Annotated in this window: 20 protein-coding genes and 3 pseudogenes; 11 read left to right on the plus strand and 12 right to left on the minus strand. The window is 70.2% G+C overall.

Going from position 1 to position 26,242, the window contains the following annotated elements; translation table 11 throughout:
• Positions 1-531 precede the first annotated feature (531 nt).
• The gene (locus ACFYZB_RS12405; protein WP_388757596.1) at positions 532-1,206 is read left to right on the plus strand and encodes a polysaccharide deacetylase family protein; all 675 of its coding nucleotides are present in this window, start codon (positions 532-534) and stop codon (positions 1,204-1,206) included.
• Between the two features lie 47 nt (positions 1,207-1,253).
• Positions 1,254-1,442: pseudogene (locus tag ACFYZB_RS12410) on the plus strand (hypothetical protein); the annotation flags it as partial.
• Here ACFYZB_RS12410 and ACFYZB_RS12415 read toward each other — a convergent pair.
• Together ACFYZB_RS12415 and ACFYZB_RS12420 are read right to left on the minus strand one after the other, a co-directional pair.
• Positions 1,433-2,095 carry a response regulator gene (locus ACFYZB_RS12415; protein ID WP_388757601.1) on the minus strand — a complete coding sequence of 221 codons (663 nt, stop codon included), beginning with the start codon at positions 2,093-2,095 and terminating at the stop codon, positions 1,433-1,435. The pseudogene ACFYZB_RS12410 and the gene ACFYZB_RS12415 overlap by 10 nt on opposite strands.
• Positions 2,092-3,273 carry a sensor histidine kinase gene (locus ACFYZB_RS12420; RefSeq protein ID WP_388757603.1) on the minus strand — a complete coding sequence of 394 codons (1,182 nt, stop codon included), beginning with the start codon at positions 3,271-3,273 and terminating at the stop codon, positions 2,092-2,094. Before ACFYZB_RS12420 ends, ACFYZB_RS12415 begins: the two co-directional genes overlap by 4 nt.
• Positions 3,274-3,483: 210 nt before the next feature.
• Between ACFYZB_RS12420 and ACFYZB_RS12425 the strand changes: the two genes are divergently transcribed.
• Positions 3,484-4,080 carry a DUF308 domain-containing protein gene (locus ACFYZB_RS12425; protein WP_388757606.1) on the plus strand — a complete coding sequence of 199 codons (597 nt, stop codon included), beginning with the start codon at positions 3,484-3,486 and terminating at the stop codon, positions 4,078-4,080.
• A gap of 222 nt (positions 4,081-4,302) precedes the next feature.
• On the opposite strand, the gene ACFYZB_RS12430 is transcribed toward ACFYZB_RS12425, so the two are convergent.
• Both ACFYZB_RS12430 and ACFYZB_RS12435 read right to left on the minus strand, forming a co-directional pair.
• Positions 4,303-5,364: an alpha/beta hydrolase-fold protein gene (locus ACFYZB_RS12430; RefSeq protein ID WP_351204724.1), complete on the minus strand. Its 1,062-nt coding sequence runs from the start codon at positions 5,362-5,364 to the stop codon at positions 4,303-4,305.
• A 544-nt stretch (positions 5,365-5,908) separates the two neighbouring features.
• On the minus strand, positions 5,909-6,613 hold the full coding sequence (locus ACFYZB_RS12435; RefSeq protein WP_388757609.1) for a hypothetical protein: 705 nt from the start codon (positions 6,611-6,613) through the stop codon (positions 5,909-5,911).
• Positions 6,614-6,903: 290 nt separating this feature from the next.
• Here ACFYZB_RS12435 and ACFYZB_RS12440 point away from each other — a divergent pair, with 290 nt between their 5' ends.
• Positions 6,904-7,767, plus strand: a complete 864-nt coding sequence (locus tag ACFYZB_RS12440; protein WP_388757612.1) for a trypsin-like serine peptidase — start codon at positions 6,904-6,906, stop codon at positions 7,765-7,767.
• Positions 7,768-8,004: 237 nt separating this feature from the next.
• Here the strand turns inward: ACFYZB_RS12440 and ACFYZB_RS12445 are convergent, their stop codons facing one another.
• Both ACFYZB_RS12445 and ACFYZB_RS12450 read right to left on the minus strand, forming a co-directional pair.
• Complete coding sequence (locus tag ACFYZB_RS12445; RefSeq protein WP_388757614.1) at positions 8,005-8,664, minus strand: NADPH-dependent FMN reductase; 660 nt, start codon at positions 8,662-8,664, stop codon at positions 8,005-8,007.
• Between the two features lie 267 nt (positions 8,665-8,931).
• A complete protein-coding gene (locus ACFYZB_RS12450; RefSeq protein ID WP_388757617.1) occupies positions 8,932-9,582 on the minus strand; it encodes a CoA transferase in 651 nt (216 codons plus the stop codon).
• A 350-nt stretch (positions 9,583-9,932) separates the two neighbouring features.
• On the opposite strand from ACFYZB_RS12450, the gene ACFYZB_RS12455 reads away from it, so the two are divergent.
• Complete coding sequence (locus ACFYZB_RS12455) at positions 9,933-10,469, plus strand: AAA family ATPase (RefSeq protein ID WP_388757620.1); 537 nt, start codon at positions 9,933-9,935, stop codon at positions 10,467-10,469.
• Between the two features lie 460 nt (positions 10,470-10,929).
• On the opposite strand, the gene ACFYZB_RS12460 is transcribed toward ACFYZB_RS12455, so the two are convergent.
• Together ACFYZB_RS12460 and ACFYZB_RS12465 are read right to left on the minus strand one after the other, a co-directional pair.
• Positions 10,930-13,173 carry an RICIN domain-containing protein gene (locus tag ACFYZB_RS12460; RefSeq protein WP_388757623.1) on the minus strand — a complete coding sequence of 748 codons (2,244 nt, stop codon included), beginning with the start codon at positions 13,171-13,173 and terminating at the stop codon, positions 10,930-10,932.
• 489 nt (positions 13,174-13,662) lie between these two features.
• The gene (locus ACFYZB_RS12465) at positions 13,663-14,085 is read right to left on the minus strand and encodes a secondary thiamine-phosphate synthase enzyme YjbQ (RefSeq protein WP_388757626.1); all 423 of its coding nucleotides are present in this window, start codon (positions 14,083-14,085) and stop codon (positions 13,663-13,665) included.
• Between the two features lie 320 nt (positions 14,086-14,405).
• Here ACFYZB_RS12465 and ACFYZB_RS12470 point away from each other — a divergent pair.
• From ACFYZB_RS12470 to ACFYZB_RS12480, 3 genes and pseudogenes are all read left to right on the plus strand, one after another.
• Positions 14,406-14,671, plus strand: a pseudogene (locus tag ACFYZB_RS12470) (ABC transporter permease); the annotation flags it as partial.
• A pseudogene (locus ACFYZB_RS12475) lies at positions 14,671-14,917 on the plus strand (LLM class flavin-dependent oxidoreductase); the annotation flags it as partial. The pseudogenes ACFYZB_RS12470 and ACFYZB_RS12475, both read left to right, overlap by 1 nt.
• A gap of 154 nt (positions 14,918-15,071) precedes the next feature.
• Positions 15,072-16,151: an NAD(P)-binding domain-containing protein gene (locus ACFYZB_RS12480; protein WP_388757629.1), complete on the plus strand. Its 1,080-nt coding sequence runs from the start codon at positions 15,072-15,074 to the stop codon at positions 16,149-16,151.
• Between the two features lie 12 nt (positions 16,152-16,163).
• Here ACFYZB_RS12480 and mltG read toward each other — a convergent pair whose 3' ends face one another.
• Positions 16,164-17,054 carry an endolytic transglycosylase MltG gene (gene mltG, locus ACFYZB_RS12485; RefSeq protein ID WP_388757632.1) on the minus strand — a complete coding sequence of 297 codons (891 nt, stop codon included), beginning with the start codon at positions 17,052-17,054 and terminating at the stop codon, positions 16,164-16,166.
• Positions 17,055-17,189: 135 nt separating this feature from the next.
• Positions 17,190-18,998: an ABC transporter ATP-binding protein gene (locus ACFYZB_RS12490; RefSeq protein WP_388757634.1), complete on the minus strand. Its 1,809-nt coding sequence runs from the start codon at positions 18,996-18,998 to the stop codon at positions 17,190-17,192.
• A gap of 114 nt (positions 18,999-19,112) precedes the next feature.
• Between ACFYZB_RS12490 and ACFYZB_RS12495 the strand changes: the two genes are divergently transcribed.
• Positions 19,113-19,562: a MarR family winged helix-turn-helix transcriptional regulator gene (locus ACFYZB_RS12495; protein WP_388757636.1), complete on the plus strand. Its 450-nt coding sequence runs from the start codon at positions 19,113-19,115 to the stop codon at positions 19,560-19,562.
• Positions 19,563-19,796: 234 nt separating this feature from the next.
• Here the strand turns inward: ACFYZB_RS12495 and ACFYZB_RS12500 are convergent, their stop codons facing one another.
• Both ACFYZB_RS12500 and ACFYZB_RS12505 read right to left on the minus strand, forming a co-directional pair.
• A complete protein-coding gene (locus ACFYZB_RS12500; protein WP_388757638.1) occupies positions 19,797-21,407 on the minus strand; it encodes a peptide-N4-asparagine amidase in 1,611 nt (536 codons plus the stop codon).
• Between the two features lie 122 nt (positions 21,408-21,529).
• Positions 21,530-22,267 (minus strand): L,D-transpeptidase family protein, encoded by a 738-nt coding sequence (locus tag ACFYZB_RS12505; RefSeq protein WP_388757641.1) that lies wholly within the window; start codon positions 22,265-22,267, stop codon positions 21,530-21,532.
• A 334-nt stretch (positions 22,268-22,601) separates the two neighbouring features.
• Between ACFYZB_RS12505 and ACFYZB_RS12510 the strand changes: the two genes are divergently transcribed.
• Both ACFYZB_RS12510 and ACFYZB_RS12515 read left to right on the plus strand, forming a co-directional pair.
• Positions 22,602-24,407, plus strand: a complete 1,806-nt coding sequence (locus tag ACFYZB_RS12510; RefSeq protein WP_388757644.1) for an ABC transporter ATP-binding protein — start codon at positions 22,602-22,604, stop codon at positions 24,405-24,407.
• Positions 24,404-26,185: an ABC transporter ATP-binding protein gene (locus ACFYZB_RS12515; protein ID WP_388757647.1), complete on the plus strand. Its 1,782-nt coding sequence runs from the start codon at positions 24,404-24,406 to the stop codon at positions 26,183-26,185. Before ACFYZB_RS12510 ends, ACFYZB_RS12515 begins: the two co-directional genes overlap by 4 nt.
• Positions 26,186-26,242: the final 57 nt, after the last annotated feature.

Raw genomic sequence — 26,242 nt, forward strand, 5'->3', positions numbered from 1 at the left:
CCAAACCGGATGTACCAATCATCTCCATCGACAGCGGGGGTCCGGGGCCGGGCGACGAAGGCCGCCGCCAGACCGACCCCCGGAGCGCTTGGAGCGACCGGTAGCCCCTGTGCGCCGGCGCACAGGGAAGCAAGTCACCAGCGGACCCCGACTACGGGTGCCGCCGTGCCGTCGACCGGCAGCGCGCCTGCGCTCAGCCCTGCCTCGACGTGACCAGTACCAGCACCGATTTGAGCACCGAGTGGTGCCGACGGAGGTAGATCTGTGGCGTTGGCCAGAATCAAAGCGGCGACCGCAACCGCCCTGACGGCGGCGATCGCAGGAGCCGTGATCACGGCGTGCGGGCACCACGCAGGCGGGCACACACCCCAGAGCTCGCCCACCAGCGTGACTCCCTCGACGACGCCGTCCTCTTCCAGGCCGCACTCGTCGTCCCAGGCGCCGTCGCCCTCGCACGCTTCACCGTCCGCGTCGACATCCGGCCGCGCCGCAGGAGGAACGCGGTCCGGCCGCAATGGAGCCTCCGCCGCGGTGCCGTCCGCGCCCGCTTCGCCATCGGGCCCGGCGAGCACCTTCGGGCACCTGCCGAGCGCCCCGACGGGCTCCGACGCGCTGGTCGGCCACGGAGTGGAGGGCAGCGGCAAATCCGTAGCGCTCACCTTCGACGACGGCCCGGACCCGCGATGGACCCCGCAGGTACTCGCACTCCTCGCTCAGCACCACGCGAAGGCCACCTTTTGCGAGATCGGGCCGCTCGCCCAGCGCTACCCGTACCTGACCAAGGCGATCGTCGCGGACGGGGACCGGCTGTGCGACCACTCGGTCCATCATGACGAGCAGCAGAACCGCAAGTCGCTCGAGTACAACATCCACGAGATCGTCGACGCCAAGCGCGACATAACCAACGCGGCGGGAAACGCCGTGAAGCTGATGTACTACCGGGCACCCGGCGGCGACTGGAGCCCTACGATCCGCGGGATAGCCGGAGCCAACCGCCTGCAGCCGCTCGGCTGGAGCGACGACGCCAACGACTGGCGGCGCCCGGGTGTGGACGGCATTCTGCGCAACATCAACCAGGACCTGCGACCCGGCGCGATCATCTTGATGCACGACGGCGGCGGTGACCGTTCGCAGACGGTGCAGGCACTCGCCCGTCTCCTCAACCAGCTGGATTCTCAAGGCTACGGCTACGGCTTCCCGGCCTGAGCCCGACGCCGTCGCGCTGCGCGCCGACGCCTGCTGTGGCGGCGCGGATCCGTCCCGTGATCGCGAGGAGAGCAAGCCACACGGCTCCGGCCTGGGCGTCTTCCGATGTCGTCGAACGAATGATCGCCTGGCTGCACGGATCCCGTCGCCTGCGCATTCGCCGGGAGCGACGGGACGACATCCACGGAGCCTTCCTCGGGCTCGCCGGTCTTCCGGGTCGGCGGGCTCAGGGGTAGAGGCCGGCCCGGAAGGTGAACGAGACGAGTTGCGCTCGATCACGTGCACCGACCTTCGTCATCGCCCGCACCGCATGCGTCTTCACGGTGAACGGCGACACGGACATCTGGGCCGCGATCTCATCGTTGCCGAGACCGCTCGCGACGAGCACGACCACGTCCCGCTCCCTCGGTGTCAGAGCGTCGAAGCGTCGCAGCAGTTCCCTGTCGATCACCGGGGGCGGGCTGTCGGTCATGTGACCGATGAGCGCGGCCGTCGCGGCGGCCGAAAGCGCACCGCCGCCACCGACGACCTCGGTGATTCCGGCGACGAGTTCAGCGGGGCTCACCGTCTTGCTCAGGAAACCGTTGGCGCCTGCGCGAAGGGCGGCGAGAACGATGTCGTCCTGGTCAAAAGTGGTCAGCACGATGACCCTCGTCTTTTGGGGAGGGTGCTCTTTGCGAATCCGGCGGGTGGCTTCGACACCGTCGATGCCTGGCATCCGGATGTCCATCAGGACCAGGTCGACGGGGTGGTCCCGGAGGAAGGGGACGACCTGGAGGCCGTCGGAGAGATCACCCGCGACAACGAGACTCGGGTCGAGCCGGAGCATCGTTTTGATGCCGGCCCTTATCTCGTCCTGGTCGTCGACGATCAGAATCCGCGTCGTCATACGACGGCTCCCAGGGGACTGAACTCCGCATGGACCCGGAATCTCCCGTTGTCGCTGTCGATCGTCAGCCGCCCGTTGGAGGACTCGACGCGTTCGCGCATCCCCACGAGTCCGAGTCCGCTGCCCGAGCCGGAGCCGCGCAGTGAGTGACCGACACGGTTCTTCACGGTGACGCAGATCCTGCCGTCGCGCTCGCGCACATCCACCGTGACCGCCCCCTCTCCATGCCGGTAGGCATTCGTGAGTGCTTCCTGAACGACCCGGTAGACCGTCACGCCGACGCTCGGCTCCACGAAACCGGCGGGGATGTCGATCGAGGGCCGGACGTCGAGGCCGATGCTCTCGAAAGAGGCGAGAAGGCCTTCCAGGCCGCTGAGCGCCGGGGTCGGCCGAAGCGCCTCGTCGTCGGAGATGTCGTCTCCGAGGCGGAGAAGCGCGAGGATGCGTTGCGTTTCGACGACGACGGTACGTGCGCTGGACCTGGCTGAGACGAGGGCCTGCCGGGAGGACTCGGCGTCTTCGGGCAGCCCGATCTCCGCGGCACCGAGATGCATGCTCAGCATCGCGACCTGGTGGCCGATGACGTCGTGGAGGTCCCGGGCGATGCGGAGTCGTTCCTCGGTCACCCGTCGGGTGGCTTCGATCTCGCGGGTGGCGATGGCGCTTTCGGCCCGTTCTTCCAGGGTGCGCCAGTGCTCTCGGTGGATGCGCAGCGCGGCCCCCGTCGCACCTCCCGCTATGGCCGAGAAGAGTGCGGCGGCTCCCACGACCGCGCCGCCACGGAATCCTCCCAGTGTCATGAACGCACCCAGGAAGAACGCCGCCACGATGCCGGTTCCGGCCACCGGCTGCTTCCCTCTGAGGGTGACGGAGAACAGCACGAGCACCGCCATCATCCACACCGACAGGGGGTCGTGGCCGACCGCCGTCACGGCGAAGGACGCCCCGCTCGCCACGACCAGTCCCGCCCACGGACTCCGCCAGGACAGGGCGACACCACCACCGGCGAGGAGCACGGAGAGGGCCGTCGGCCAATCCGACCCTCGCAGGATCACTGCCACGATCTGGCCGGTGAACACCAGCGCGGCCACCGCATAGGCGACGAGGTGCAGCGCCTCGGGACGGCGGACCCACAGGGGTGCCACGGGCCCGTCCTGATCGTTCTGCGCCTTGGCCATGGCCCAATTCTCGTCCACGCGCGCTGCGGCCGTGTACTTCGAATGATGTAGACGGCGAGCCCGGTCCGGGCGATGGCCGGCAGAACTCATTCGATGCGAGGTGGACGGCAGACCTACTTCGTTCGAAGTACACGGCCCCGCCCGAGGCCGCTGAGACTCCTCATCGAGGCGACCGTCTCACACCGACACGATCACACCACGGGACACCCGATGACGCAGACCACCGTGACTTCGAGCACGACCACGACCACGACGACGCCCTCCGGGCTCCGATCGCTCCACCTGATCCGAGTCGCCTTCTCCCTGATCTGGGTGGCACTCGTCATCACGACCTCTGCCTCGCTCGTGTCGACGGACAGGCCCACAGCGATCGCGGCCGTGCTCCTCGTGATCTACCCCCTGTGGGACGCCGTCGCCACGCTGCTCGAACATCGCATGGCCGGCACCGGCTCCACGGACCGCGTCGGTACCACCAACGTGGCTCTCGGCCTCGCCACCGCCGCCGGGATGATCGCCGCCGTCTTCTCCACCATCGGGACGGCCCTGCTCGTGTTCGGCGTCTGGGCCCTCCTTTCCGGAGCGATCCAGCTCGTCGTGGCGATCCGGCGCCGGAGCAGCGTCGGCGCCCAGTGGCCCATGGTCATCAGCGGCGGACAGTCCGTCCTCGCCGGTGCCACCATCGCTGCCACGTCCGCTTCGGCGACGAGCAACCTGTCCACCATCGCCGGCTACTCAGCCTTCGGTGCCTTCTGGTTCCTTGTCTCCGTCGTCGCCCTGAGCATCCGCACCCGACGCGAAAAGCGTTGACCACCGCCGTCGGACTCACCGCCTCTCCCGGAGGCGCGGTGCCTTGCGACCTGCTGATACGGCACCGCCCCGCGCCGCCGACCCAGTGCGGGCCGGAACACGGCCGTGATCAACCCCAGCGCGTCGTACGGCGCGGTAGCCGGTCGTGGCGGTCCGCTGGTCTGCGTCGGTGCTGGTCAGCGGCCGTCCCGACCACCCGCTGAGCCGACCCCGCGGCCGGGGTCAGTGCGGGGCGGAGAGCCACTGGCTGAGCCAAGCGAACGCCGGCGGGTACTCCGCGGACCAGGTGTTGTAGTTGTGGCCGCCGTTCGGCAGGAACAGCGTGCGCACCGTGACCGGCGAGGACCCCGCGGCCGCCTGGAACTGCGTGATGTAGGAGGGCGGGCTGAGACGGTCCTCGCGTGAGGTGGCGAGGAACAGACTGACGTGGGGTTTCGTGTGCCGAACCAGGTAGGTCGGGCTGTTGAGCCGGCGCACGGTCGGGTCCGGGAGGACGGACTCGTCGCCGGTCAGCGGGTCGGGGTCGAGAGCGGCGCCCGCACCGAAGACCTTCGGGTACTGCAGGGGCAGTTTCGCGGCGCAGAAGCCGCCGGTCGAGAAGCCCATCACGCCCCAGCCCTCGGCACCCCGCAGGGTGCGGAACTTGTGCCTGATCAGGTCCGGGACATCCACCGACATCCAGGTCGCGACCTTGCGGTTGGGCAGGTCGGTGCAGTCGGTGTCCACACTGCCCGGGTTGACCACGGGCATCACCAGGATGAAGGGGTGCACCTTGTTCTGCTTCAGCAGGTCCGAGAAGGCGCCCGGCATACCGCCGTGCTCCAGCCAGGACTCCGGTGATCCGGGCACGCCGTGCAGCAGCATGATGACCGGGAACCGCTTGTTCTTGTAGGCCGGCTCGTCGTACTGCGGCGGCTTCCACACCAGCACCTGCCCGGACAGGGCGGACTTCTGGCCGTGGAAGTACGTGTCCAGGACACCGCCCTTGGTGCTGTGGTTGAACTTCGCGCGTTGCACCGGCGGCCCCGGCATCGCGACCGCGTTGGTGTTGTCCGTGTTGCCCATGAGGTCGTCCCAGGACGCATACAGCCCGTAGCTGTTGTTGATCCAGGTGGCCACGACGCTGATCGCGGTGAGCTGGCACAGGCCGATCATCACGGCGTGTGCCAGCCAACGCACCGGCCTGGGCCCGCGGATCCTGGCCCACAGGGCGATCGTGCCAACCATCGCCACGACCGTCGCGACGATGAGGGCGACGAAGAACGACGTCCCGGTGAGAGACACACGACCACCTTTCTGGACCACTGAGCGAGAGTGAAACGGGCGCCACCCGGCTGTGGCGTCCGCAATGACGACGCATGCCGGCTGCTTGGCTAGAGGGGACCCCACGCTCACCGGTTCCGTCCGACGGGACAGGACAAGGCAAGTGATCGTCGGAGGGGGGTGTGCACGAGCGACGGCAGCCTGCGGGGCCCGGGGTGCTCGCATCACGGCCAGGGCCGGGCAGCCGGGCCTTCCGGCCGGGCCTGAAGGCGTGACCGCGGACCCCCTCGGCCGGTGGGTCGGCGCCGTCGGCAGGGTCTGTCTCCGGATGGTCCCGGGCCGACGGCATGCGCTCGGCCGACGCCGCTGGACGCGGGGCAGTCCAGGGCCTCGTCGTGGAGTTCGTCCAAGTTCGGGGGTCTTCCCCTCGTGCACTTGCTCATCGGTGCGTTCGCGCAACGCCGGCGAGGACGGCGGTGATGCGGACGGACACCGCGGCGACGAGCGCGCGAGTACCCCGAACCGGCGAGTTCAGGACGGGCGGTCCTGCCGGTTGGGCCCGCGGCTACGCGTGGGCGCTGATCACGCCGCCGTCGCTGAGCACGAGGTAGACGCGGTCGATCTCGACTCCGGCGTCGTGCCCGTTCGCGTCCAGCGTGGTGGACACGCCGCCGGCGTCGCCGAGGATCCGCGCGCGGTAGTGGTCCTCGCCAACCTTGGTGATCTTGGCCGTCCAGCCGCCCATGAGCTCGAAGGTGCCCGGCCCCTCGTGTCCGCCGCCCATCCAGGCCTGGACCCGGCCGTCGGGCGTGAGCACGATGAACATGTCGTTGGCGTCGAGCCCGGCGTCCCGGTGGTTCGCCTCCATCGTGCCCAGGACGTCGCCGCGGTGGACGAGCTTGAGCAGGTAGTGCTGGGCACCGAGCTTGTAGATCTCGGCCTTGCTGCCGTCGGGCAGGGGCTGGGTGCGGACAGGGGATGCCGCCTTGGGCCTGGGGGCAGGAGTGATGGTCCGGTGCACCGGGGTCGTCTGGGTACGCATGCCGGTCTGGGCCCTGTCCCCGCTGGGCTTGGGCTTGTCCTCGCCTCCCCTGGCCCCGCCGAGCCCCCCACCGTCACCGGTGGAGGGGGAGGCGGAGGCTTTCGTCTCCGACCCGGCGGCGGCGTTCTTGCCCCCGCCCTGGCAGGCGGTCAGCGACACTGCCGCTGCTGCGGCGACGACCACCAGGCCGGTGGAACGGGCGGTACGGCGGGCACGGTTCATGGTCATGATGAAAGCTCCCCCACGGACTGTCGGGACGCGGCGCCTCCCCCTGCTCCCACAAGGCGACCGGCCGCATCGCTGTTTCGCTGCACCCCCTGAGATGGCGCCGACGGGGGTGTCGTTCACCCGGGTCTGTCCGCATTCGGTAACAGGACACAGAGCGGTATCCGGGAGCATGAAGCAGCGGGTGGCGCGCTCGGCCAGGGCGCCGATGGCCGATCCGGGCGGTGGATTGTGACGGGAGCCTCCCGGCGAAGCACCTCCCGTAACACCCGGCCCGCGTCGATAATGACCTTGTGCGCTCGCTGGTCAGGAATTCCGTCCTGCCCCTGATGCTGGTCATCATCGGGGCAGTCGCAGTGATGGGCGACACCGCGGGGGAAACCCATGCGGCCAGAAGCGGCGGACGCAGCGGTTTCGGCAAGTCCGGCGAGCCGGGCCAGTCCTCGCAGGACCAGGACCTCCCCGCGACGGCACCGGCCAAGGACGGCACCGCATACACCCCTCGCAGGACCGAGGAGAACGCCCGGATCGGCGCGGTCTTCGAGAAGGACGACCAGGGCGCCCACTTCTGCACGGCGAGCGTGGTGCGCAGTCCGGGCCGGAACATGCTGATCACCGCGGCCCACTGCGCCTTCGACGCCGACTCCGGACAGCCGCTGAACGACCTGGTCTTCGCCCCCGGCTACCGCAGCGGCGACGAGCCCGCCGGCCTGTGGAAGGTCAGCAAGGTGGTCGTCGACGACCGCTGGGCCACGTCGCAGGACGAGGACCTCGACGTCGCCTTCCTCGTCCTCGACCAGAAGGACGGCAAGGACATCCAGGACGTCCTGGGCGGCAACACCCTCGGCATCAACCGCGGCTTCGACAACAAGGTCAAGATCACCGGCTACCCCAGCAGCCGTGACACCCCCGTCTCGTGCCAGAACCGCACCACGAAGTTCAGCGACACCCAGATGCGCATCCAGTGCACCGACCTCGAGGACGGGACCAGCGGCAGCCCCTGGCTCGCCGACTACGACCCCAAGAGCCACACCGGCACCGTCATCGGCGTCCTGGGCGGCCACGAGGGCGGCGGCGACCAGGACGATGTCTCCTACGCCGCGTACTTCGACGACGACATCGCCAAGCTCTACCGGCGCGCCCAGGACGAGGACTGAGCCCAGCTCATCCGCACCCCACCCACGGCGAAAGATTGATCTCGACGTGGTCCTGCTGGGCAGAGGTCGGTGGCACGTGGTGGAGACGCCGGTCCAGCAGTTCAGCAGGTCCTGCAGGGCGTCGAGGATCTGGTGGAGGGTGAGTCTGCCGTATCGACTTTTGGGGCCAGCCACTGCTCGGTGAGGTACGGGATCAGGCAGCCGGCCAGGTTGACCTGAACCTCCGGCGTCCCGGCCTCACTTCTCGGCCCGCTGGGTGATGGCCGCCTCGGTACGATCTCCCAGGAACTCGTACCACCGGCGTTCGAGGCAGACGTAGCGCACGTCCGCTTCGACGAGGCTGAGGAAACCCGCCACCGTCTCGGTGAGACGTTGCTGGAGCCCCGGGTCCGCCAGCGTGCCGTCTTCGGCGAAGGCCTGGTAGCTGTTGGCCACGCTGAACATGTCCGGGTAGACGCGGGTGCCCAGGTGCTCCAGGGGAATCCTCAGCGCCCACAGTCCGCGGTTGCCCCCGACCAAGGACGGTGAGGCGGAGACGAGCAGCGCGTGCTTGGTCTTGAACGGCTGCGGCCGGACACGCGAGACCCAGTCGATCGCGTTCTTCAGCACGCCCGGCACGGAGGCGTTGTACTCCGGCGAGGAGATGACGAAGGCATCGCTCTGCTCAAGCCGGTCACGCAGGGCGAGGGCGCCCCGCGGCAGCCCTTCGCCGGCCTCCATGTCACCGTCGTACAACGGCATGTCGAAGTCGCGCATGGTGGCGAGGTCGACGGCGGCGCCGGTGTCGGAGAGGAGCCGCGCGACGAGGGAGGCGAGGCGGGTGTTGCTCGAATCGGCCCGCAGGGCCGCGCCGAAGACCAGGAATCGCAGCGGGCCGGGCAGCGTGTCCGTGGACATGGGTCCGTCCTTCCGTCGCGGGCAAGCGCCTCCAAGAGAGCACCCACCGACCAGTGTGATTCCCCGGCCCGCGTCACGCGACAGGGCCAATCTCACCGCGGCGAAGATGTTCATGTACGGGGAGCAGAACAAAACCCTGTCTGGGCGGTGTCAGGCGCGGGTGAGCCAGTTCGGGCGGCTGGAACCGCGGGGGACGAGGACGGAGTCGGTCCACGGGGGCCGGGCCGGGTGGCGGAGAAGGGGACCGGTGGGGCGCGAGTGTGCAGATCACCGGGCGGGGTGGCGGCGTCGTAGGCGTCGGGTTCGCGCAGGGTGTGCCCGTCGTCGCTGTCGGCGACGGCGGCGGCGTCGACCAGGCCGAGGCTCTGGCACCACATGGCAGTGCGGGTAGGTTGACGGTGACGTGCCGGCTGCCGCCCTCGGTCGCCCGCTTGTGCAGGGCGGCGGGGCGCCGAGGGCGCCAATGCAGCCGGTGATGAAGTCGTTGATCATGCCGGTGACCGGCTCCGAGACGCTTTCCATGCCCGGGTGGCGCCGGGCCGGCTGGTGCGGGTCGAGGCCGATTTTCTCCGGCTTGCCGCCGCGGTGGTTGTTGACGACGACATCGGCGCCGGTCAGCAGGTCCTCGGCGAGAGCGCGGCCGGGCGCGGTGGTCAGGTCGACGCAAGCGCTGCGGGAGCCGATGTTGGCCTCGTCGTAGATGAAGTCGTGCTCGTAGTCGTTGGGGCGGGTCGCGCACAGCACGTCCGCGCCCTGCTCGGCCAGGGGGCGCCCGACGGTGGGGCCGGCGATGGCGTGGGTGAACGACAGCACGCGCACGTCCTCCAGGGGCCGGGGAGCGGCAGGGAAGGCACGCGGCGGGCGTCGCCGAAACGCTCCAGCCCGCACACGGGCCGGAGCGCCGGCAGCCGGCCGCACTTCCGGCGACCGGCTGGGCCCCGCAGCCAGAGCTTGAGCACTGCCTTTTCCGCCGTACTGTTCGTTACCCTCGCCGCCACTCCACGAAAGGGCGTAGACGTGGAGTTGCTCCCCGATGATGCGAACTTCAGTCGGCCCGCCGGAGAAGCCTGAGCGAGGACGGCACAGCAACGGCGCTCGGGCCGAGAGCCGTCGGCTCGAGCACCTTCTAAGGGCTCAGCGTGCGCAACAGCGCGGGCGCGGCCAGGCTTTCTCGTAGTCTCACACAAGGGCTCTCGAGCGGACCGACGGCCAGTCAGGCACTCAATCGCCCTTCAGGTACCAGCGGCTGGCACGTCTACGCTGGCGGCGTGACAGTGGTGTGGGTGACCGGCAATTCAGGGACTGGTAAGTCCACGGTCTGCGGGGTGTTGCGAGCGCGTGGCCACGTCGCGCTCGACGCCGACGAGGACGGCTTCAGCCGCTGGATCGACCGAGCAACGGGTGAAGTCGTGACGGATCCTCCGTATCCGGTACCCCAGGGCTGGCTCGATCGGCATGGGTGGGCCATCGTCCGCGAGCGCGTTGAGGCCCTCGTCGAGGAGTCTCGTTTCCGAATCGCGTTCTTGTGTGGGTCGGCGGAGAACGAGGAAGACGTCCGCGATCTTTTCGACGTCATCGTGTGCCTGGTGATCAACGAGGACACCCTCCGCCACCGGCTCGCGACCCGCACCACGAACCCATTCGGTCAACATCCCGAAGAGCTCGCGGCGGCCCTGGAGTGGAATCCTCGGATGCGAGCGATCTACGAAAGCCGTGGCGCGACGATCATCGATGCATCCAAGCCGGTGACCGAGGTGGTGGACCGCGTGATCGACGCTGTTCAGGAGCTGAGAGGCGGTGGGTGAGTTGATGTCCGTTTCCGCTGCTGGTAGGCCGGGTGGTCCGGCAGCTTCGGGGCCGGCGCTGCGGGCGGCTGCGGATCGGGCAACTGGAGGAAACCGGCCAACGACTCAGCCGCCACCCACAGTCCGCTTCGCCTCTGCCACCACCGGCCTGGTCCGCCCGGGCAGCCTCTGAGCACTCCCTGACTGCGCCCGCGCCGCCCTGGAGGCCAGTCGCGGACAGGTCCGAGCGCGGCACCCTCGACAAGTAGGCCCAGTCACCACACAGCGCCCCGGTCTCCGCCGCCGACCAAGTACACCGAGTGCTCGGTGCATCGTCCGATCGCCGTTTGTCCGGTGCCCGTGCCACGGCGGCACGGGCACCGGACCAGTTCCGCCTGTCCGTCCGGCCGCCCGGCACACTGCTTCCGAAGGAGCGCGCGGACGGGCTGTGCCCTGCGTATCGTCGGGACCGTTGCCGGACTTACGGATAGCTCACCAGGTAGGCCACGTTGCTGCTGGGTGTGACCTGGTTGCCGGTGTTGTCGATGATGTGGTTGATGGTGCCGTCGCCGCCCAGGACCGTGGTGACCATGCTGTGGAACTTCACCGCTGACGTGGTGGGCACCTCGATGGCGTGGCCGAGCACCACGGAGGGGTTGTCGCGGAGGTAGGCGTAGACGCCCACACCCCAAGCCTCGTGCGAGGTGACCGAGTTGGCGACCTTGTACGAGGCGTAGCCGAGGTCGCCCCCGCTGGTGGTCCAGCTGGACTGGTCGGGCACGTCGTAGGGGGTCTCGCTCTGGTAGAAGTACGTGCGGCCGCCGTTGCCGTTCCAGGTGGTCTGGTACTTCTGGAAGTGCTCGACCGCCAGGCCGTACATGGTGACGTTGTTGCCGTTGACGATCAGTCCGTTGGCGGCCGGGTTGGTCGTCCAGCCGACGCCGTCGGTGTGGTCCGCCCGCCACAGCCACAGGTCGTCGCCGACGACGTCGTTGCTGTTGACCACCAGCGTCTGGGTGGCCTTGCCGGCGATGTCGCCGCCGATGCGGAAGAACACGTCGTGCAGCACGATCGGGTCGGCGGCGTGAGTGGCACTCGAGCCGGTTGGGCCGACCTGCATGAGGGTGTTGGAGTTGGTGGTGTTCGCGCTGATCAGCAGCCCGGCGATGTCGATGCCGTCGACGTCGGCGGTGGTGATCGCGGTGACGCCGTTGTCCGGGACGAGGGTGGCCAGGCCCAGGCCGAGGACCACGGTGTCGGGGCGGGTGATGTTGAGCGGGGCGGACAGGTGGTAGACACCCGGGGTGACGATCAGGTTCTTGCCCGCGGCGAGCGCGTCGTTGATCGTCGTGGCGGTGTCACCGGGCTTGACGATGTAGAACTGGCCGATCGGCAACGAGGTGCCCGGGGCACTGCCGTTCGTCCAGTCCGGCCCCTGCACGTTGGTGCGCACGGACGGGACGAACACCTGCCAGTTGCCCGAGCCGTCGACGTAGAGGAACGGCTTCTCGCGCATCACCGGGCTCTGGGTGACGGTGGTGTACTGCGGGTTGGGGAAGCTGGTCGCCGGGGCGCCGGTGTCGCCGACGAAGACCATGTTCCAGTTGTGCCCGGTCCAGCCGCCGTTCAGGGCGGTGTCCTGGGTGAGGAACTGCTGCTGTGTCCCGGAGTTGATCTGGCCGGAGACCCGCGAGTCGCCGATGTAGCCGCCGCTGGACCAGTTGGTGCTGGTGCCGTGGGTGTCGTCCCACAGCTTCATGCTGCCGTGCACGTCCATGCGCCTGAACGGGTCGGCCTGCGAGACGGCCCACATGGTGCTGCCCGAACTGGGGCTCACCGACATGTTCTCCGCATCGCGCCAGAAGTTCTGGGTGGCGTTGCCGTCGCTGGTGTGCCCCTCGACGTGCACGCCGCCGCCGGTGATGGACACCTGGTCCGGTGACAGGCCCAGCCCGGCGACCTGGGTGTAGTAGCCGACGGGTATGTCGACGTCGTAGGTGCCGGGGGTGAACAGGAGGGCGTTGCGCTGGGTGCCGAACTCGTTGGTCTGCTGGGTGCTGTAGACCGAGTTGATCTTCGACTGGATGGTGGCCGTCGACATCGACGGATCGAACACCGTGACGTTGGGGCCGAAGTCCGGGGTGCCGGCCGGCGGAGTGACGCCGGCGGAGAGCGAGAAGGACTGGGCGGCGGTGCCGTTGCAGGTGTACTGCTGCAGCTGGACGCCGTCGGCGGTGGACGCCGACGGCACATCGAGGCACTTGCCGCTGTTGCGGTTGACGAAGTGGTACGTGCCGGAGGCTTCCGCGACCGGCTGCCACTGCTGGTTGGCGCCGCTGCCGTAGAGCCACAGCTGGGTCAGCGCGCCGTCGGCGGTGGAGACGCCGGTCTCGTCCCACACCTGGTCCGGCGCGGAGGCCACGCCGATCCGGTAGTAGCCGCTGTCGGTCGGGGTGAACTGCCAGGACTGCGCGCCGGTGCCGTTGCAGGTGTACTGCTGTACGGCGGTGCCGTTGCCGGTGGCACCGGCGCGCGCGTCGACGCACTTGCCGCTGCCTGCGTTGACGACGGTGGTGGCAGCGGTGGGGATGCTCGCGGCGGCGGCGCTCGGGGCGGAAGCCAGCGCGATACCGGCGGCGGCCGGCAGCAGAAAGGCTGTCGTGAGGGCGGCCGTGCGTCTGCGCCGCCGAGGGGCGTTGACGCACGCGGCGAGAACGTCGGTCACACGTGTCTCCTTGGTCGCGATGTGGGGCGCGATGCGGATCGGACGCTAGGGCCGACACGCCCAGCCGTCAATACATCAAAATATAAGTCGTGAACTATGTTGTACAAAAAGGGGGTTGGACGAGCACGCCCCCAACGGAGCCCACCATCAAGAGCATCCTCGTCGCCGGGACCGCGAAGGTCTCGGAACTGACGACGCGGTGCCACCGGCCGTGTCATGGCCTGGCGTGGTGCGCGACGCCTGGGAGTTCCAAGGGCCGAGTGTCGGGCGGGTCATCGGGGCGGTGGCGCCGGGCACCTCCCAGTCATCGGCCCCGCCGATGATGTGGCCCCCGACGGATGCGGCGGCGGTCAGCACATCCTCGCGTTGCCGCTCCGGAGACGACGTGGCGAGCTTCATCCGCGACAGCCGTCGCACGCCGAGCAGGCACGCCCCGTATCCGCCGTAGGGGCGTTCGGTCATGTTCAGGTTCGGACGGGATGATCTTGCTCAGCCCAGGAAGCTCAGTCGAACCTGACGGTTGGCATTGGAGATGTTGGTGTCGACCAGGCAGACCGACTGCCAGGTGCCCAGCTCCAGGCGGCCGCCGATCACCGGGAGGGTCGCGTGCGGCGGGACGAGCGCCGGGAGGACGTGGTCGCGGCCGTGGCCGGGGCTGCCGTGGCGGTGCTGCCAGCGGTCGTCGGCAGGGAGCAGGGTGTGCAGGGCGGCAAGGAGGTCGTCATCGCTGCCGGCGCCCGTCTCGATGACGGCGATTCCGGCAGTCGCGTGCGGGACGAAAACACTGAGCAGGCCGTCGCGGCCGGCCGCCGCCTCGCGCAGGAAGTCCTCGCAGTCGGCGGTGAGGTCGACGACGCGCTCCCGGGAGCCGGTGGAAATGTGCAGCATGCGGGTGGTGAAGGCATCTGGCATGCCCCCATCCTGGCCCATACGCCGGGTTTCGCACCCTGTAGCACGAGCACGTGCTGAGACGACTGGTCCACCGGACGAGACCCCGTTGACCTTGATGCGGCCATCTGGCTGCGTTCGGCCGCAGGTTGCGTTCAGCCCTGCTCGCCACGCACGGTCGCATCGACCTGCTGCGGGTGGCCTTCGCCGCGTGTCGTCGCGGCCACTGACACCCTTTCCCACTTCCTTCTCTTCTTCGGCTGCGCCGCTGCTGCTGCGACCACCCGCTGTTGAGGCGGGCATGACGTGTCGGCGTGCGAGCCGAGCCCCCGATACCGCCGGATATTTCCGGTACGTCCAAGTCCCATGACCCCGAGGCGCCACACTCCGACACGCACCACCCCCGGACCTCCAGCCCGTCGTCCCCGCATCCTCACGCCACCTCCGCATCCCCCGCTGGCAGCACCGCACGGCGGGGCCGGTCCTGCTGCTCGGCCTCTGGCAACTCCTCGGTGCCACTGGTGTGTTGACGGCCGATGCGCTCGCCTCGCCGGACCGGATCGCTCAGGTCGGCTGGGCCCTGGTCAGTGACGGTTCGCTGCCGTCGGCGGCACCTGGTGCGAGGACGCCTGGCTGATCACGGCCGCGCTCGCGCAGCACACCGAGCGGCTGACGTTCCTGGTGGCGTTCCGGCCGGGGCTGCTCTCGCCCACGCCGGCCGCGCAGATGGCGGCCACTGTCACCAGGTGACCCGTGGACGGCTGCCGCTCGACGTGGTCACCGGCGGAGACTCCGCCGAGCAGCGCCGCTTCGGCACCACCTGGACCACGTCCGGCGGTACGAGTGCACGGACGATCACCGCCGCGCAGGCCGCGCAGGCCGCGCTCGGGCGCCGCAGGTGGGGCGCCACTGCTGGTGGCCGGCGGCCGCTGACCGCGGTGGCAGGTGTCACGCACGGCTCCGCGGCCCTTCCTGGGAAGATCCGCAGCCGGATTCCGGTTAGTAGAATCGTGAACGAATCGCGTCAGGTCGAGGTCGTCGTCATCGGCGCTGGTCAGGCCGGGCTCTCCAGCGCCTATCACCTGCGGCGCACCGGTTTCGAGCCGGACCGCGACTTCGTGGTCCTCGACCACTCCCCCGCGCCGGGCGGTGCCTGGCAGTACCGGTGGCCCTCGCTGACGTACGGCAAGGTGCACGGGATGCACGCGCTGCCCGGCATGGAGCTGACCGACGCCGATCCCGCCCGGCCCTCGGCGGAGGTGATCGGTGAGTACTTCGCCCGGTACGAGCGCACCTTCGGCCTGCGCGTACGACGGCCCGTCGACGTACGGGCGGTGCGGGAAGGCGACGGCGGGCGGCTGCTCGTGGAGACCTCGGCCGGCACCTGGTCGACGCGCGCCCTGATCAATGCGACCGGCACGTGGGACCGGCCGTTCTGGCCGCGCTATCCAGGTCAGGAGGCCTTCCGCGGGCGGCAGTTGCACACCGCGCAGTACGCCGGACCCGAGGAGTTCGCCGGACAGCGCGTCGTGGTGGTGGGCGGCGGCGCGTCGGGCACCCAGCACCTGCTGGAGCTGGCCCCGTACGCGGCCGCGACCACCTGGGTCACCCGGCGGCCTCCGGTGTTCCGCGAGGGGCCGTTCGACCAGGAGGCGGGCAGGGCGGCCGTCGCGCTGGTGGAGGAGCGGGTGCGTCGGGGACTGCCCCCGCGCAGTGTGGTCTCGGTCACCGGGCTGCCTCTCAACGACGCCGTCCGGCAGGGGCTCGCGGACGGGGTCCTGGACCGGCAGCCGATGTTCGACCGGATCACCCCGGACGGCGTGGAGTGGGACGGCGGACGGCACGTCACCGCGGATGTGATCCTCTGGGCGACCGGGTTCCGTGCCGCGCTGGATCATCTCCGTCCGCTGCGGCTGCGCGAGCCGGGCGGCGGGATCCGGGTCGAGGGCACCCGGACGGTGGCCGATCCACGCGTCCATCTGGTCGGCTACGGCCCCTCGGCCAGCACCATCGGCGCGAACCGGGCGGGACGCGCGGCCGTCCGGGACATCCGGCGGCTGCCGGCCGAGGCTCGGCCCCTCGCCGCGTGACGTCCCACCGGCTCAGCGGGCCTGGGACCGCGGGGAGCCCGGACCCTGGCTGTGGCTCGGGCTCTGCGCCCCAGGCGTGCCCTGGTGGAGGGAGTTGAACTCCGCCACGTTGCGCATGTGCGTCGCGTAGTCGGAGGTGAAGCGGGTGTCCCCGGGCCTGACCGTGACGAAGTACAGCCAGTCGCCCGGCGTCGGGTGTAGCGCGGCACGCATCGCATCCTCGCCTGGATTGTCGATCGGTGTGGGCGGCAGGCCCATGCGCTGGTAGGAGTTGTAGGGACTCTCGATGCGCGTCTCGATCCGGCCGGTGTGGACGGTGTTGCGGTTCAGCGCGTAGTTGATCGTCGAGTCCATCTGCAGCGGCATCCCGCGCTCCAGTCGGTTGAAGACGACCCGGGCGACCTTGCCCATGTCCGCCCTGGTCGCGGCCTCGGCCTGGACGATGCTGGCGATGGTGACGGTCTGGTAGGGGTTCTTCGCGTCGCGCTGCGCCCCGGCGGCGACCGGCGCCGCGTTGAACCTGCTGTCCGCGGTGTCGACCATGAAGCGCAGCAGGGACTCTGGCGTCGCTCCCCTGCGGAGGGGGTACGTCGCCGGGAAGAGATAGCCCTCCGGGTTGCCCGCTGCTTCGCTCGGCAGCTTCAGACCGGCCTTCGCCACGGACTTGCGGGTGCTTCCGCCAGGCAGCCGAAGAGCCCGGTCGATCGCGTCGTACACCTGGCTCGCGCGCCAGCCCTCCGGGACGACCAGCGCGGCAGTCGGTGCCTGGCCGGGCCCGCTGTCGAGGGTCAGCAGCGGCACCACCACGGCGGTGCCGGCCACGAAGGCGCCGGCCACGACGAGGACGAGTCTGCCCCGGCGTGTCAGTCGAATCGTGCTCCGTGGCGGAATGTTCGTCTGCATGCGGGAACGGTAATACGCATATCGCCGCAAACCTGGCATATGTTCAGCTCGTCGCCCGCAGCGTCAGCGCCTCGGTCACGGCCGCGTTCGAGCCGTCCGACAAGGCCGCGTTCAGCCCCTCGGTCAGGGCTGGGGTCAGTTCGTCGGTTCGAGCTGCGCGTCCCGGCGCACCAGTGCGGCGTACCGCCCGTCCAGTTCCAGCAGTTCCTCGTGGCTGCCGCGTTCGGCGACCCGTCCGGAGTCGAGGACAATGATCTGGTCGGCGCCGCGGATCGTGGACAGACGGTGGGCGATGGTGATCGTCGTCCGGTCGGCCGAGAGGGCGTCGATCGCATCCTGGACCGCCGCCTCCGTACGGGTGTCGAGCGCGCTGGTCGCCTCGTCGAGGATGAGGACCGGCGGATCACGCAGGATGGTGCGGGCGATCGCGAGGCGCTGCTTCTCACCGCCGGAGAAGCGGTGGCCGCGTTCGCCCACGACCGTGTCGTAGCCGTCCGGCAGCGCGGCTATGTGGTCGTGTATCTGCGCCGCACGGGCAGCCGCCTGCAGTTCCTCGTCCGTGGCGTCCGGCTTGGCGAAGCGGAGGTTGTCGGCGACCGAGGCGTGGAAGAGGTAGGTCTCCTGCGAGACGACACCGACCGCGCGGGCGAGGGTGTCGAAGTCGAGGTCCCGGACGTCGGCGCCGTCGATGGTGACGCGGCCGCCGGTGACGTCGTAGAGGCGGGGCACCAGATAGCCGAGCGTGGACTTGCCGGCGCCGGTCGGACCGACGACGGCGAGGCTGCCGCCCGCGGGCACGGTGACGTCGATGCCGTCGAGGACGGGGCGGGTCCGGTCGTCGTTGTCGTAGCGGAACTCGACGCCCTCGAAGCGGACTTCGCCCTTGACCTCGTCGAGGTGGACGGGCCGCTCGCGCTCGGTGATGTCGATGGGCAGGTCGAGGTACTCGAAGATGCGCTGGAAGAGGGCGAGGGAGGTCTGGATCTGGACACCGGTGGCGAGCAGGCTCACGGCGGGCCGGAACAGCCCCTGCTGGAGCGAGACGAAGGCGACGATCGTGCCGAGCGAGACCTTGGGGCCGCCGAACTGCAGGGCCAGGCCTGCGGTCCAGTAGATGACGGCCGGCATCGCGGCCATGACGATCGTGATCACGGCCATGCGCCAGCGCCCGGCCATGTTCGACTTCACTTCAAGGTCGACCAGGCGCTCGGACTCCTCGGCGAAGGACGCGGTGAGCGAGTCGGAGCGGCCCATGGTGCGACCGAGCAGGATGCCGCTGACCGAGAGCGACTCGGTGACGGTGGCCGCCATCGCGGCCATCTGCTTCTGCCGCTGTGTGGTGATCTTCTTGCGTTCATTGCCGACGCGGCGGCTGATCCACACGAACACCGGCAGCAGGAGCAGGGAGACGATCGTGAGCCGCCAGTCGAGGGCGACCATCGCGACGATCGTGGCCACGACACTGGTGGCGTTGGAGACCAGGGAGGTCGCCGTCGAGGTGACGGTGGCCTGCATGCCGCCGATGTCGTTGGCGATCCGGGACTGCACCTCGCCGGTGCGCGTGCGCGTGAAGAAGGCGAGCGACATGCGCTGCAGACGGCCGTAGACGGCGGTGCGCAGGTCGTGCATGACGCGCTGACCGACGGTGGTCGAGATCAGCGTCTGGAGCACGCCGAAGACGCTGGAGAGGACGGCACTGAGGATCATGCCGAGGGCGAGCAGGCTGAGCAGGCCGGTGCGGCTCTGCGGGATCGCGACGTCCAGGGTCTCCTTGAGCAGGAACGGCGTGGCCACCGAGACCAGCGAGGAGGCGCCGACCAGCAGGCCGACGATCGCGAGCCGCCCGCGATAGGGACGGAAGAGCTTCAGGATGCGGCGCACCTGCCGGGGTTGTTCCTTGGCATCGGCAGGCGGGGTCCAGGAGGGTTCTCGGTCGGGATGCATGGGCTCCTACGGAGGTGAACGGGCGTCGGTCGGGGATCGGCCGACGATGACGAACGGATCGTAGCTCATTGTTACCTATACTCACAATGAACGGCATCCTGATATTGTTCCCGCATGACCACCCCAGATCCCGACGGCCTGCTCGCCGAGCAGTTGCTGCGGCTGACCCGCCGGGTGCACCGCATCCAGAAACGCCATCTGGAACGGCACGACCTGGGCGTCACCCCGGCCCAGTCCCGGCTGCTGCGGACCCTCGCGCACTACGCCTCGCCTCCGCGCATGGCCGATCTCGCCGCGCGCCTGGAGGTGGTGCCGCGCGCGGTGACGACGCTGGTCGACGGGCTGGAGGCGAGCGGGAAGGTACGGCGGGTGGCTGATCCGGCGAACCGGCGGGTGACCCGGATCGAACTGACGGACGAAGGGCGCACTACGCTGCGAGCGCTGCGCGGCGCACGCCACTCGGCGGCAGAGGAGATCCTCGCTCCCCTGACGGAGAAGGAACGCCAGGTGCTCGGCGTGCTTCTGGACACCCTGATCGAGGGGGACGGCGGCCAGCGCTGCTGACCCTGCGCACCGGGCTCGGCGCACAGCGCGACGGGCCGCACACCACCTTCGGTGCACGGCCCGCCGGCATACGGTCAGCCCGCCTGCGGCGAACTCCCTGCCCGTCAGCCCTTCGCTCGTCCCGGCAAGCGAGCCGCCACCCGTCTGCGCGTCGACCGCCGACGACGATGCCGAGCACAAACGCGCAGGCGACCGGTACGAAGAGCCCGGCCGGCGCGTCGTGCGCCGGTCACCTCAGCAGCCGTCGCGATCCTCGGTCAGTACCCCTTGAACCGTGGTCAGCGAACGGTCGTAGCAGCCGTCGGAGCCGTACAGCCGATAGTGCTCGCTCGATGTGCCGACCGCGTGCCGCTGGTCGCGCGGGACATTGATCGTGTACGCGGCGTCACCGCTGTAGGTGTCGTCGAGCCGTGACCACGTGGTGCGCCGGCCGTCCCGCAGTTCCAGGACCGAGGCGCGGTCGCCGAGCGTCAGCACGGTGCGCAGCCGGTCGTCCGTGCCGACGGTCGTGGTGCCGTTCATGGTGTACGTCCGGTCGGTGTGCGTCGTCCGCTCCGGACCGTCTCCGCCGACGGTGACCGTCTGGTCGTCGGCCCAGGTCGCGTTCAGTCCGTCGGTGTTCTCGCCGTCGGTCCAGCGATGGACGGAGGTGTTGGCGAGCGTCCGGGTGACGGTGGTGGTCACGCGGCCGTGCGAGGTGTCGAGGTATCCGGACACGGTGAGCCGGTGTCCGGCGTCGGTGTTGACGCGGTTCTCCGAACCGGGCGTGTAGGTCGAGGAGTCGGCGATGTCCGTCGCCTTGTTCGCGGTGAGCGCCCCCGTGACGTGGGCGCGGTGCGTGTCCTGCCAGACCAGCACGTTCACCGGTGTGCTCCAGCCCGACTGGCCCGCGGGCACGCCGACGACGGAGACCTCGACGCGGTGTGGCCGCCCGTCGTTGAGCAGGCCCGCGAAGGGTGTGAGGTCGTATTCGATCGGCCGGACGTCGAAGGCGCCCGGCGCCGGAATGACGTACCAGAGGAAGGGGTTGGACCAGCCGCCCGTCCAGACGTTCGGAAACGGCGCGGCGATTCCGGCGAGTTGGCCGTCGACCTTGATCTGCACTTCGCGGTAGGGGCCGTGATCGGCCTTGCAGGAGTACGACGCCGGGTCGGCCACGGTCAGGTACCAGAACTCCTCGCAGCCGCCGCCCGAACCGGTCGCGTAGACCTCGGCGACGATCCGCTCGCTGTTGCGCGGGGTGGTGAGTGTCGTGCCGTCAGGCGTGTCGGCGAGGGTGAGCACGCGGTCGGGGGTCCGCTGCGAGGGGCGCCCCGCATAGAAGGTCAGGGTGACGTGTACGTCGATGACGCCGGTGTAGGTGTCGTCCACGACGTTGCCGATGAGCATCTCGACGTCCTGCGGGCCGCGGAAGGTGTCGCTGTAGCGGGTGACGTCCTTCTCGACGTGCCATGCGATGCCGTCGGGCGAGGGCTCCGGGGTGGAGGTGCGCAGGATCTCGACCCCGCCGACATGCAGATAGCCGAGGCGGTCGTACTGACGGCCCTTCACCTTGCCGTCGAGCCGCAGGACGACCTTGCTCCAGTGGTCGCCGCAGCCCTGGGGCGGGGTGTATGCGCCCCGGTACGGCGTGAAGTCGCGGAACTGCGCGTCGGCGAGGGTGACCTGGCACGACGTGCCGTGCGGCCGTTCGACAGGGGGTGCCGCGGTGACCGGGTCGTGCCAGTCGGTGCCGAACTCGGCCGGGATGTCGGCCGCTTGGGCCGCAGCGGTTCCGGCACCGAGGAACGCGCTCGCCAGGAGGGTCACTCCGGCAATCATGGACATGACTATCCGTCTTCTCATGGCCGGTGTTCTACGGCCAGTCGGGGCCGGGCCGCAATGACACCTCGGGGAGAACGGCGCGATCGCGTCCGGGGCGCGACGAACCTCGGGCACGCCCTTTCGGACACGGCGGGTCGGCCCGGTCAGGCGCTCAGTTCCGCCCGGTCGCCCATCACCATCACCGGATGCCGGTCCGGGTCCAGCGTGCGCAGCAGGAACTCCATGGCGTCCTTGGACACGCTGACGCACCCGGACGTGCCGTCGCCGTGGTCGAGATGCAGCCAGATGCCGCCGCCCTTGTCGTCACCCTCGGGGCGCGTGGGGTCGTCCGGCGCCGTGCCCGGGAGACGGTTGTAGTCGATGGCGATGACGTAGTCGAAGTCGTGCTGATGCACCTCGCCCCAGTCGTTCGGCGGAGCGTAGGCGCCCTCGTCCTGGTCGTATGGCAGCCTGGTGCCGGGGTCGTCGAGCACACCCCCCGCGCCGGAGAGACCGAACACGCCGACAGGACTGCGCTCGTCGCCCATGTGATGGTCCATGGTCCAGCCGTTCCGGCCGTTGTGCCCCGGCCAGTCGGCGACCGGCCGCCACGCCGGGCCCTCCCGTGTGTACAGCACGACCGTGGAGTCGGCCGAGTCCTCGCCCTCGCCGTACACCGCGACGACCTGGTCCGAATCACGTGGGATCTGCCGGAACAGCCGGTCACCGACCCCCGGGATGCGGGTCGGGTCGGTGGTGGGGACGGTCGAGACCGTCGGGCGCGGCCCCGCCTGGCCGCGGGAGCCCGTCGCCCCGCCCGCGCGGGCCGGGCCGGCGGCTTCGCTGCCACACGCCGACAGAGCCCCCAGAAGAGCCCCAAAGGCCGTCGCCGCTGCCGTCATTCGCCGCACACCGTGGATCCGCACACGTCCATCGTGTCACCACGTATCAGTTGATTGTGCAATCTTCTGGACATTCGAGTGACAGCCGCTCGCGCGTGGTCGACCGGCCGCACGACTGCCCGACGAGCGCCGACCGCAGAGGCCCGACCGGCACCGGACCCGGCGGCCAGTGGCCGGAAGCCGGTGGATTTCTGCGCCCCGTCAGGAAAACCGTTTGAAATGCACCACGCAGTGACGCGAACCTTGCACGGCTTGTCACCGCTTTGCGCCGCCTCCCCACTTCACCCCCTCCCCTCGTCATCCCTTCCCTCCTGACACGAGCCACTGGGACGTCATGCAGATCCAAGACCTTCCGTACTCCGATCCGGGTGCCCCGGACACACGTTCGGGGCCCCGATTCCTGTGGTGGCTCGGGCGCAACCAGCTGGGCGGCCAGCTGAAGTCGCTCGCCTGGGGCCTGCTGCACTTCGTCTCCGTCTCTGCCCTGCCCTTCTGTGTCGGCCTCGCTGTCCAGGCGGTCGTCGACCGCTCCGGCAGCCGGCTCGCCCTGACGGGTGGTCTGATGCTGCTGTGCGGCACGGGCATCGCCCTCGGCGACACCTTCCTGCACCGGGCCGCCGTCACCAACTGGATCACGGCCGCCGCCCGTGTCCAGCAACTGCTGGCGCGCAAGGCGGCCCAGTTGGGCTCCGCGCTGACCCGACGGGTCGCCGCCGGCGAGGTGGTGGCGGTCTCCACCGGCGACGTCGAGAAGATCGGCTGGTTCGTCGAGGCGGTCTCCCGGTTCACCGCGGCCGCGCTGACCGTCGTCGTGGTCTGTGTCGGCCTCCTCGTCTACCAGCCCGCCCTGGGCGTCGTCGTCGCCGTCGGACTGCCGATCGTGGCGCTCGCGGTGCTGCCGCTGCTGCCCCGGGCGACGCGCCGCGCCGATGTGCAGCGCGAGAAGGCGGGCCGCGCCACCGAGCTGGCCTCGGACACGGTCGCCGGGCTGCGGGTGCTGCGCGGCATCGGCGGCGAGGAACTGTTCCTCGACCGCTACCGCCGCGCCTCGCAGGAGGTACGGCACGCCGCGGTGCGCAGCGCCCGGATGTGGTCACTCATCTCCGCCATCCAGGTGCTGCTGCCCGGACTGCTGCTCATCGCCGTCGTCTGGCACGGCATCCACCTGGCCCGCCAGGGCCGGATCACCGTCGGTGAACTCGTCACCGTCTACAGCGCGGTGATGGTGCTGAATTATCCACTTCGCCATTTCGAAGAGATCGCGATGGCCTATTCCTTCTCCCGGCCCTCGGCCAAACGGGCGGCCCGTGTGCTGTCGCTGGAGCGGTCCACAGCCGCCGAGGGCACCCTCGAGGCGCAGGTGCCGGGCGGGGACCTGTACGACCCCGCGACCGGTCTGCTCGCTCCCGCCGGCCGGCTCACCGCCGTGGTCTGCGGCGATCCGGACGCGGCGGGCAGACTCGCAGAGCGACTGGGCGGCCACCCGACCGAGCCGGGCCGCTCGGTGCTGCTCGGCGGCGTCGCCCTGGACGAACTCCCCCTGGACAGCGCGCGTACCGCCGTCCTCGTCCAGGACAAGGACCCGGTGCTGCTCTCCGGCACGCTGCGCGAGTTGCTCGACGTGCCGGCCTCCGGTGCCGTACACCCCGCGGACGCGCTGGCCGCGGCGCAGTGCGACGACGTCCTGGACGCGCTCGCCCAGGGATCCCTGGACACCGTCGACCCGATGGACGCCCGCATCACCGAGCGCGGACGGTCCCTGTCCGGCGGCCAGCGCCAGCGGCTCGCACTGGCCCGGTCGCTGATCACCGACCCCGAGGTGCTGGTGCTGGACGAGCCGACCTCCGCGGTCGACTCGCACACCGAGGCACGGATCGCGGACGGAGTGCGCCGGCTGCGCTCGGGACGCACGACCGTGGTGTTCACCTCCTCGCCTCTGCTGCTCGACCACGCGGACCGGGTCGTCCTGGTCCACGACGGCGAGGCCGTGGCGGTCGGCGTGCACCGCGAACTGGTGGAGAGCGAGCCCCGATACCGGGCCGTGGTCACTCGGGAGACGGACGACGAACTGACCGCGGCCGACGAGGGCGCCCTGGTGGGCGCGCGCCCGAAGCTGGAAGAGATCGAGGAGAGCGCATGATCGGCGTTGCGCCACCGGCGTACGACCCAGCGGCCCCGACGACCGCCACCACTCTGCCCGTCGGCGCGGCCGCGACCGTGCGCGGCTACGTCGCCGAGCTGTTCCGCCGGCACCGCCGGGCGTTCCTGCTGCTCATCGGCGTGAACACGGTGGCCGTGATCGCCTCCATGGTGGGTCCCTACCTGCTCGGCAGCCTGGTCGAGCGGGTGTCCGACCGGTCGCGCGAGCTTCATCTGGGCCTGATCACCGGGCTGTTCGTGCTCGCGCTGGCCGTGCAGGCGGTGTTCACCCGGCAGGTGCGGCTGCGGGGCGCGATGCTCGGCGAGCGGATGCTGGCCGACCTGCGCGAGGACTTCCTCGTCCGGTCGGTCGGGCTGCCGCCGGGCGTGCTGGAACGGGCGGGGACGGGCGACCTGCTCTCCCGCATCACCACCGACATCGACCGGCTCGCCAACGCGATGCGCGAGGCCGTGCCGCAACTGGCGATCGGAGTCGTGTGGGCCCTGCTGCTGCTCGGCGGGCTCGTCGTGACGGCTCCGCCGCTCGCGGCCGCCGTACTGCTCGCCGTGCCGGTGCTGGTGGCCGGGTGCCGGTGGTACTTCAAGCGTGCGCCCGCCGGATACCGCTCCGAGGCCGCCGGATACGCGGCGGTCGCCGCCGCGCTCGCCGAGACGGTGGACGCGGGTCACACCATCGAGGGGCACCGGCTCGGCGCGCGCCGCGTCGCCCTGTCGGAGCGGCGGATCAAGGAGTGGACGTCCTGGGAGCGGTACACGCTGTGGCTGCGGTCCGTGCTGTTCCCGGTCATCAACGCCGTGCACGTCATCGTGCTCGGCTCGGCGCTGATGGTCGGCGGGGTGTTCGTCCTGAACGGCTGGATCGGTGTGGGGCAGCTGACCACGGGCGCCCTCGTCGCGCAGATGCTCGTCGACCCGGTGAACCTGATCCTCAGGTGGTACGACGAGGTGCAGGTCGCCCAGGTGTCGCTGGCCCGCCTGGTCGGGGTGCGGGACATCGAGCCGGACGCCGGGGACACCTCGCTGGCGCCGGACGGGCGGGACGTGCACGCCGATCGGGTCCACTTCGGCTATCGCGAGGGCGTCGACGTGCTGCGCAAGGTGTCCCTGGAGGTCGCCCCGGGCGCCCGGCTGGCCCTGGTGGGCCCGTCGGGCGCGGGCAAGTCCACCCTGGGCAGGCTGCTCGCCGGGATCTACGCCCCCCGCGAGGGCCGGATCACCCTGGGCGGTGCGGAGCTGTCCCGGATGCCGGCGGAGCGCGTCCGTTCGCACGTCGCCCTGGTCAACCAGGAGCACCACGTCTTCGTCGGCTCCCTGCGCGACAACCTCCTGCTGGCCCGTACCGATGCCGCGGACGCCGAGCTGTGGGCGGCGCTGGGTGCGGTCGACGCGGACGGCTGGGCACGCGCACTGGGCGACGGCCTGGACACCGAGGTCGGCTCCGGAGGTCTTGCGCTGACCCCGGCGCAGGCCCAGCAGATCGCCCTGGCCCGGCTGGTGCTCGCCGATCCGCACACGCTGGTCCTGGACGAGGCGACCTCGCTGCTGGACCCACGCGCGGCCCGGCATCTGGAACGTTCCCTGGCCCGGGTGCTGGACGGCCGCACCGTGGTCGCCATCGCCCACCGGCTGCACACCGCCCATGACGCGGATGTGATCGCCGTCGTGGAGGAAGGCCGCATCAGCGAGCTGGGCAGCCATGACGAGCTGGTCGCGGCGGACGGCGCCTACGCGGCGCTGTGGCGGTCCTGGCACGGGTGAGGATCCGGCGAGCGTGCGGGCGACCGGTGCTTCGGCGCAGTGCCTGCCGGCAAGGCC

This window comes from Streptomyces sp. NPDC001852 (assembly GCF_042891825.1).
In the GTDB taxonomy this organism is placed as follows: Bacteria; Actinomycetota; Actinomycetes; order Streptomycetales; family Streptomycetaceae; genus Streptomyces.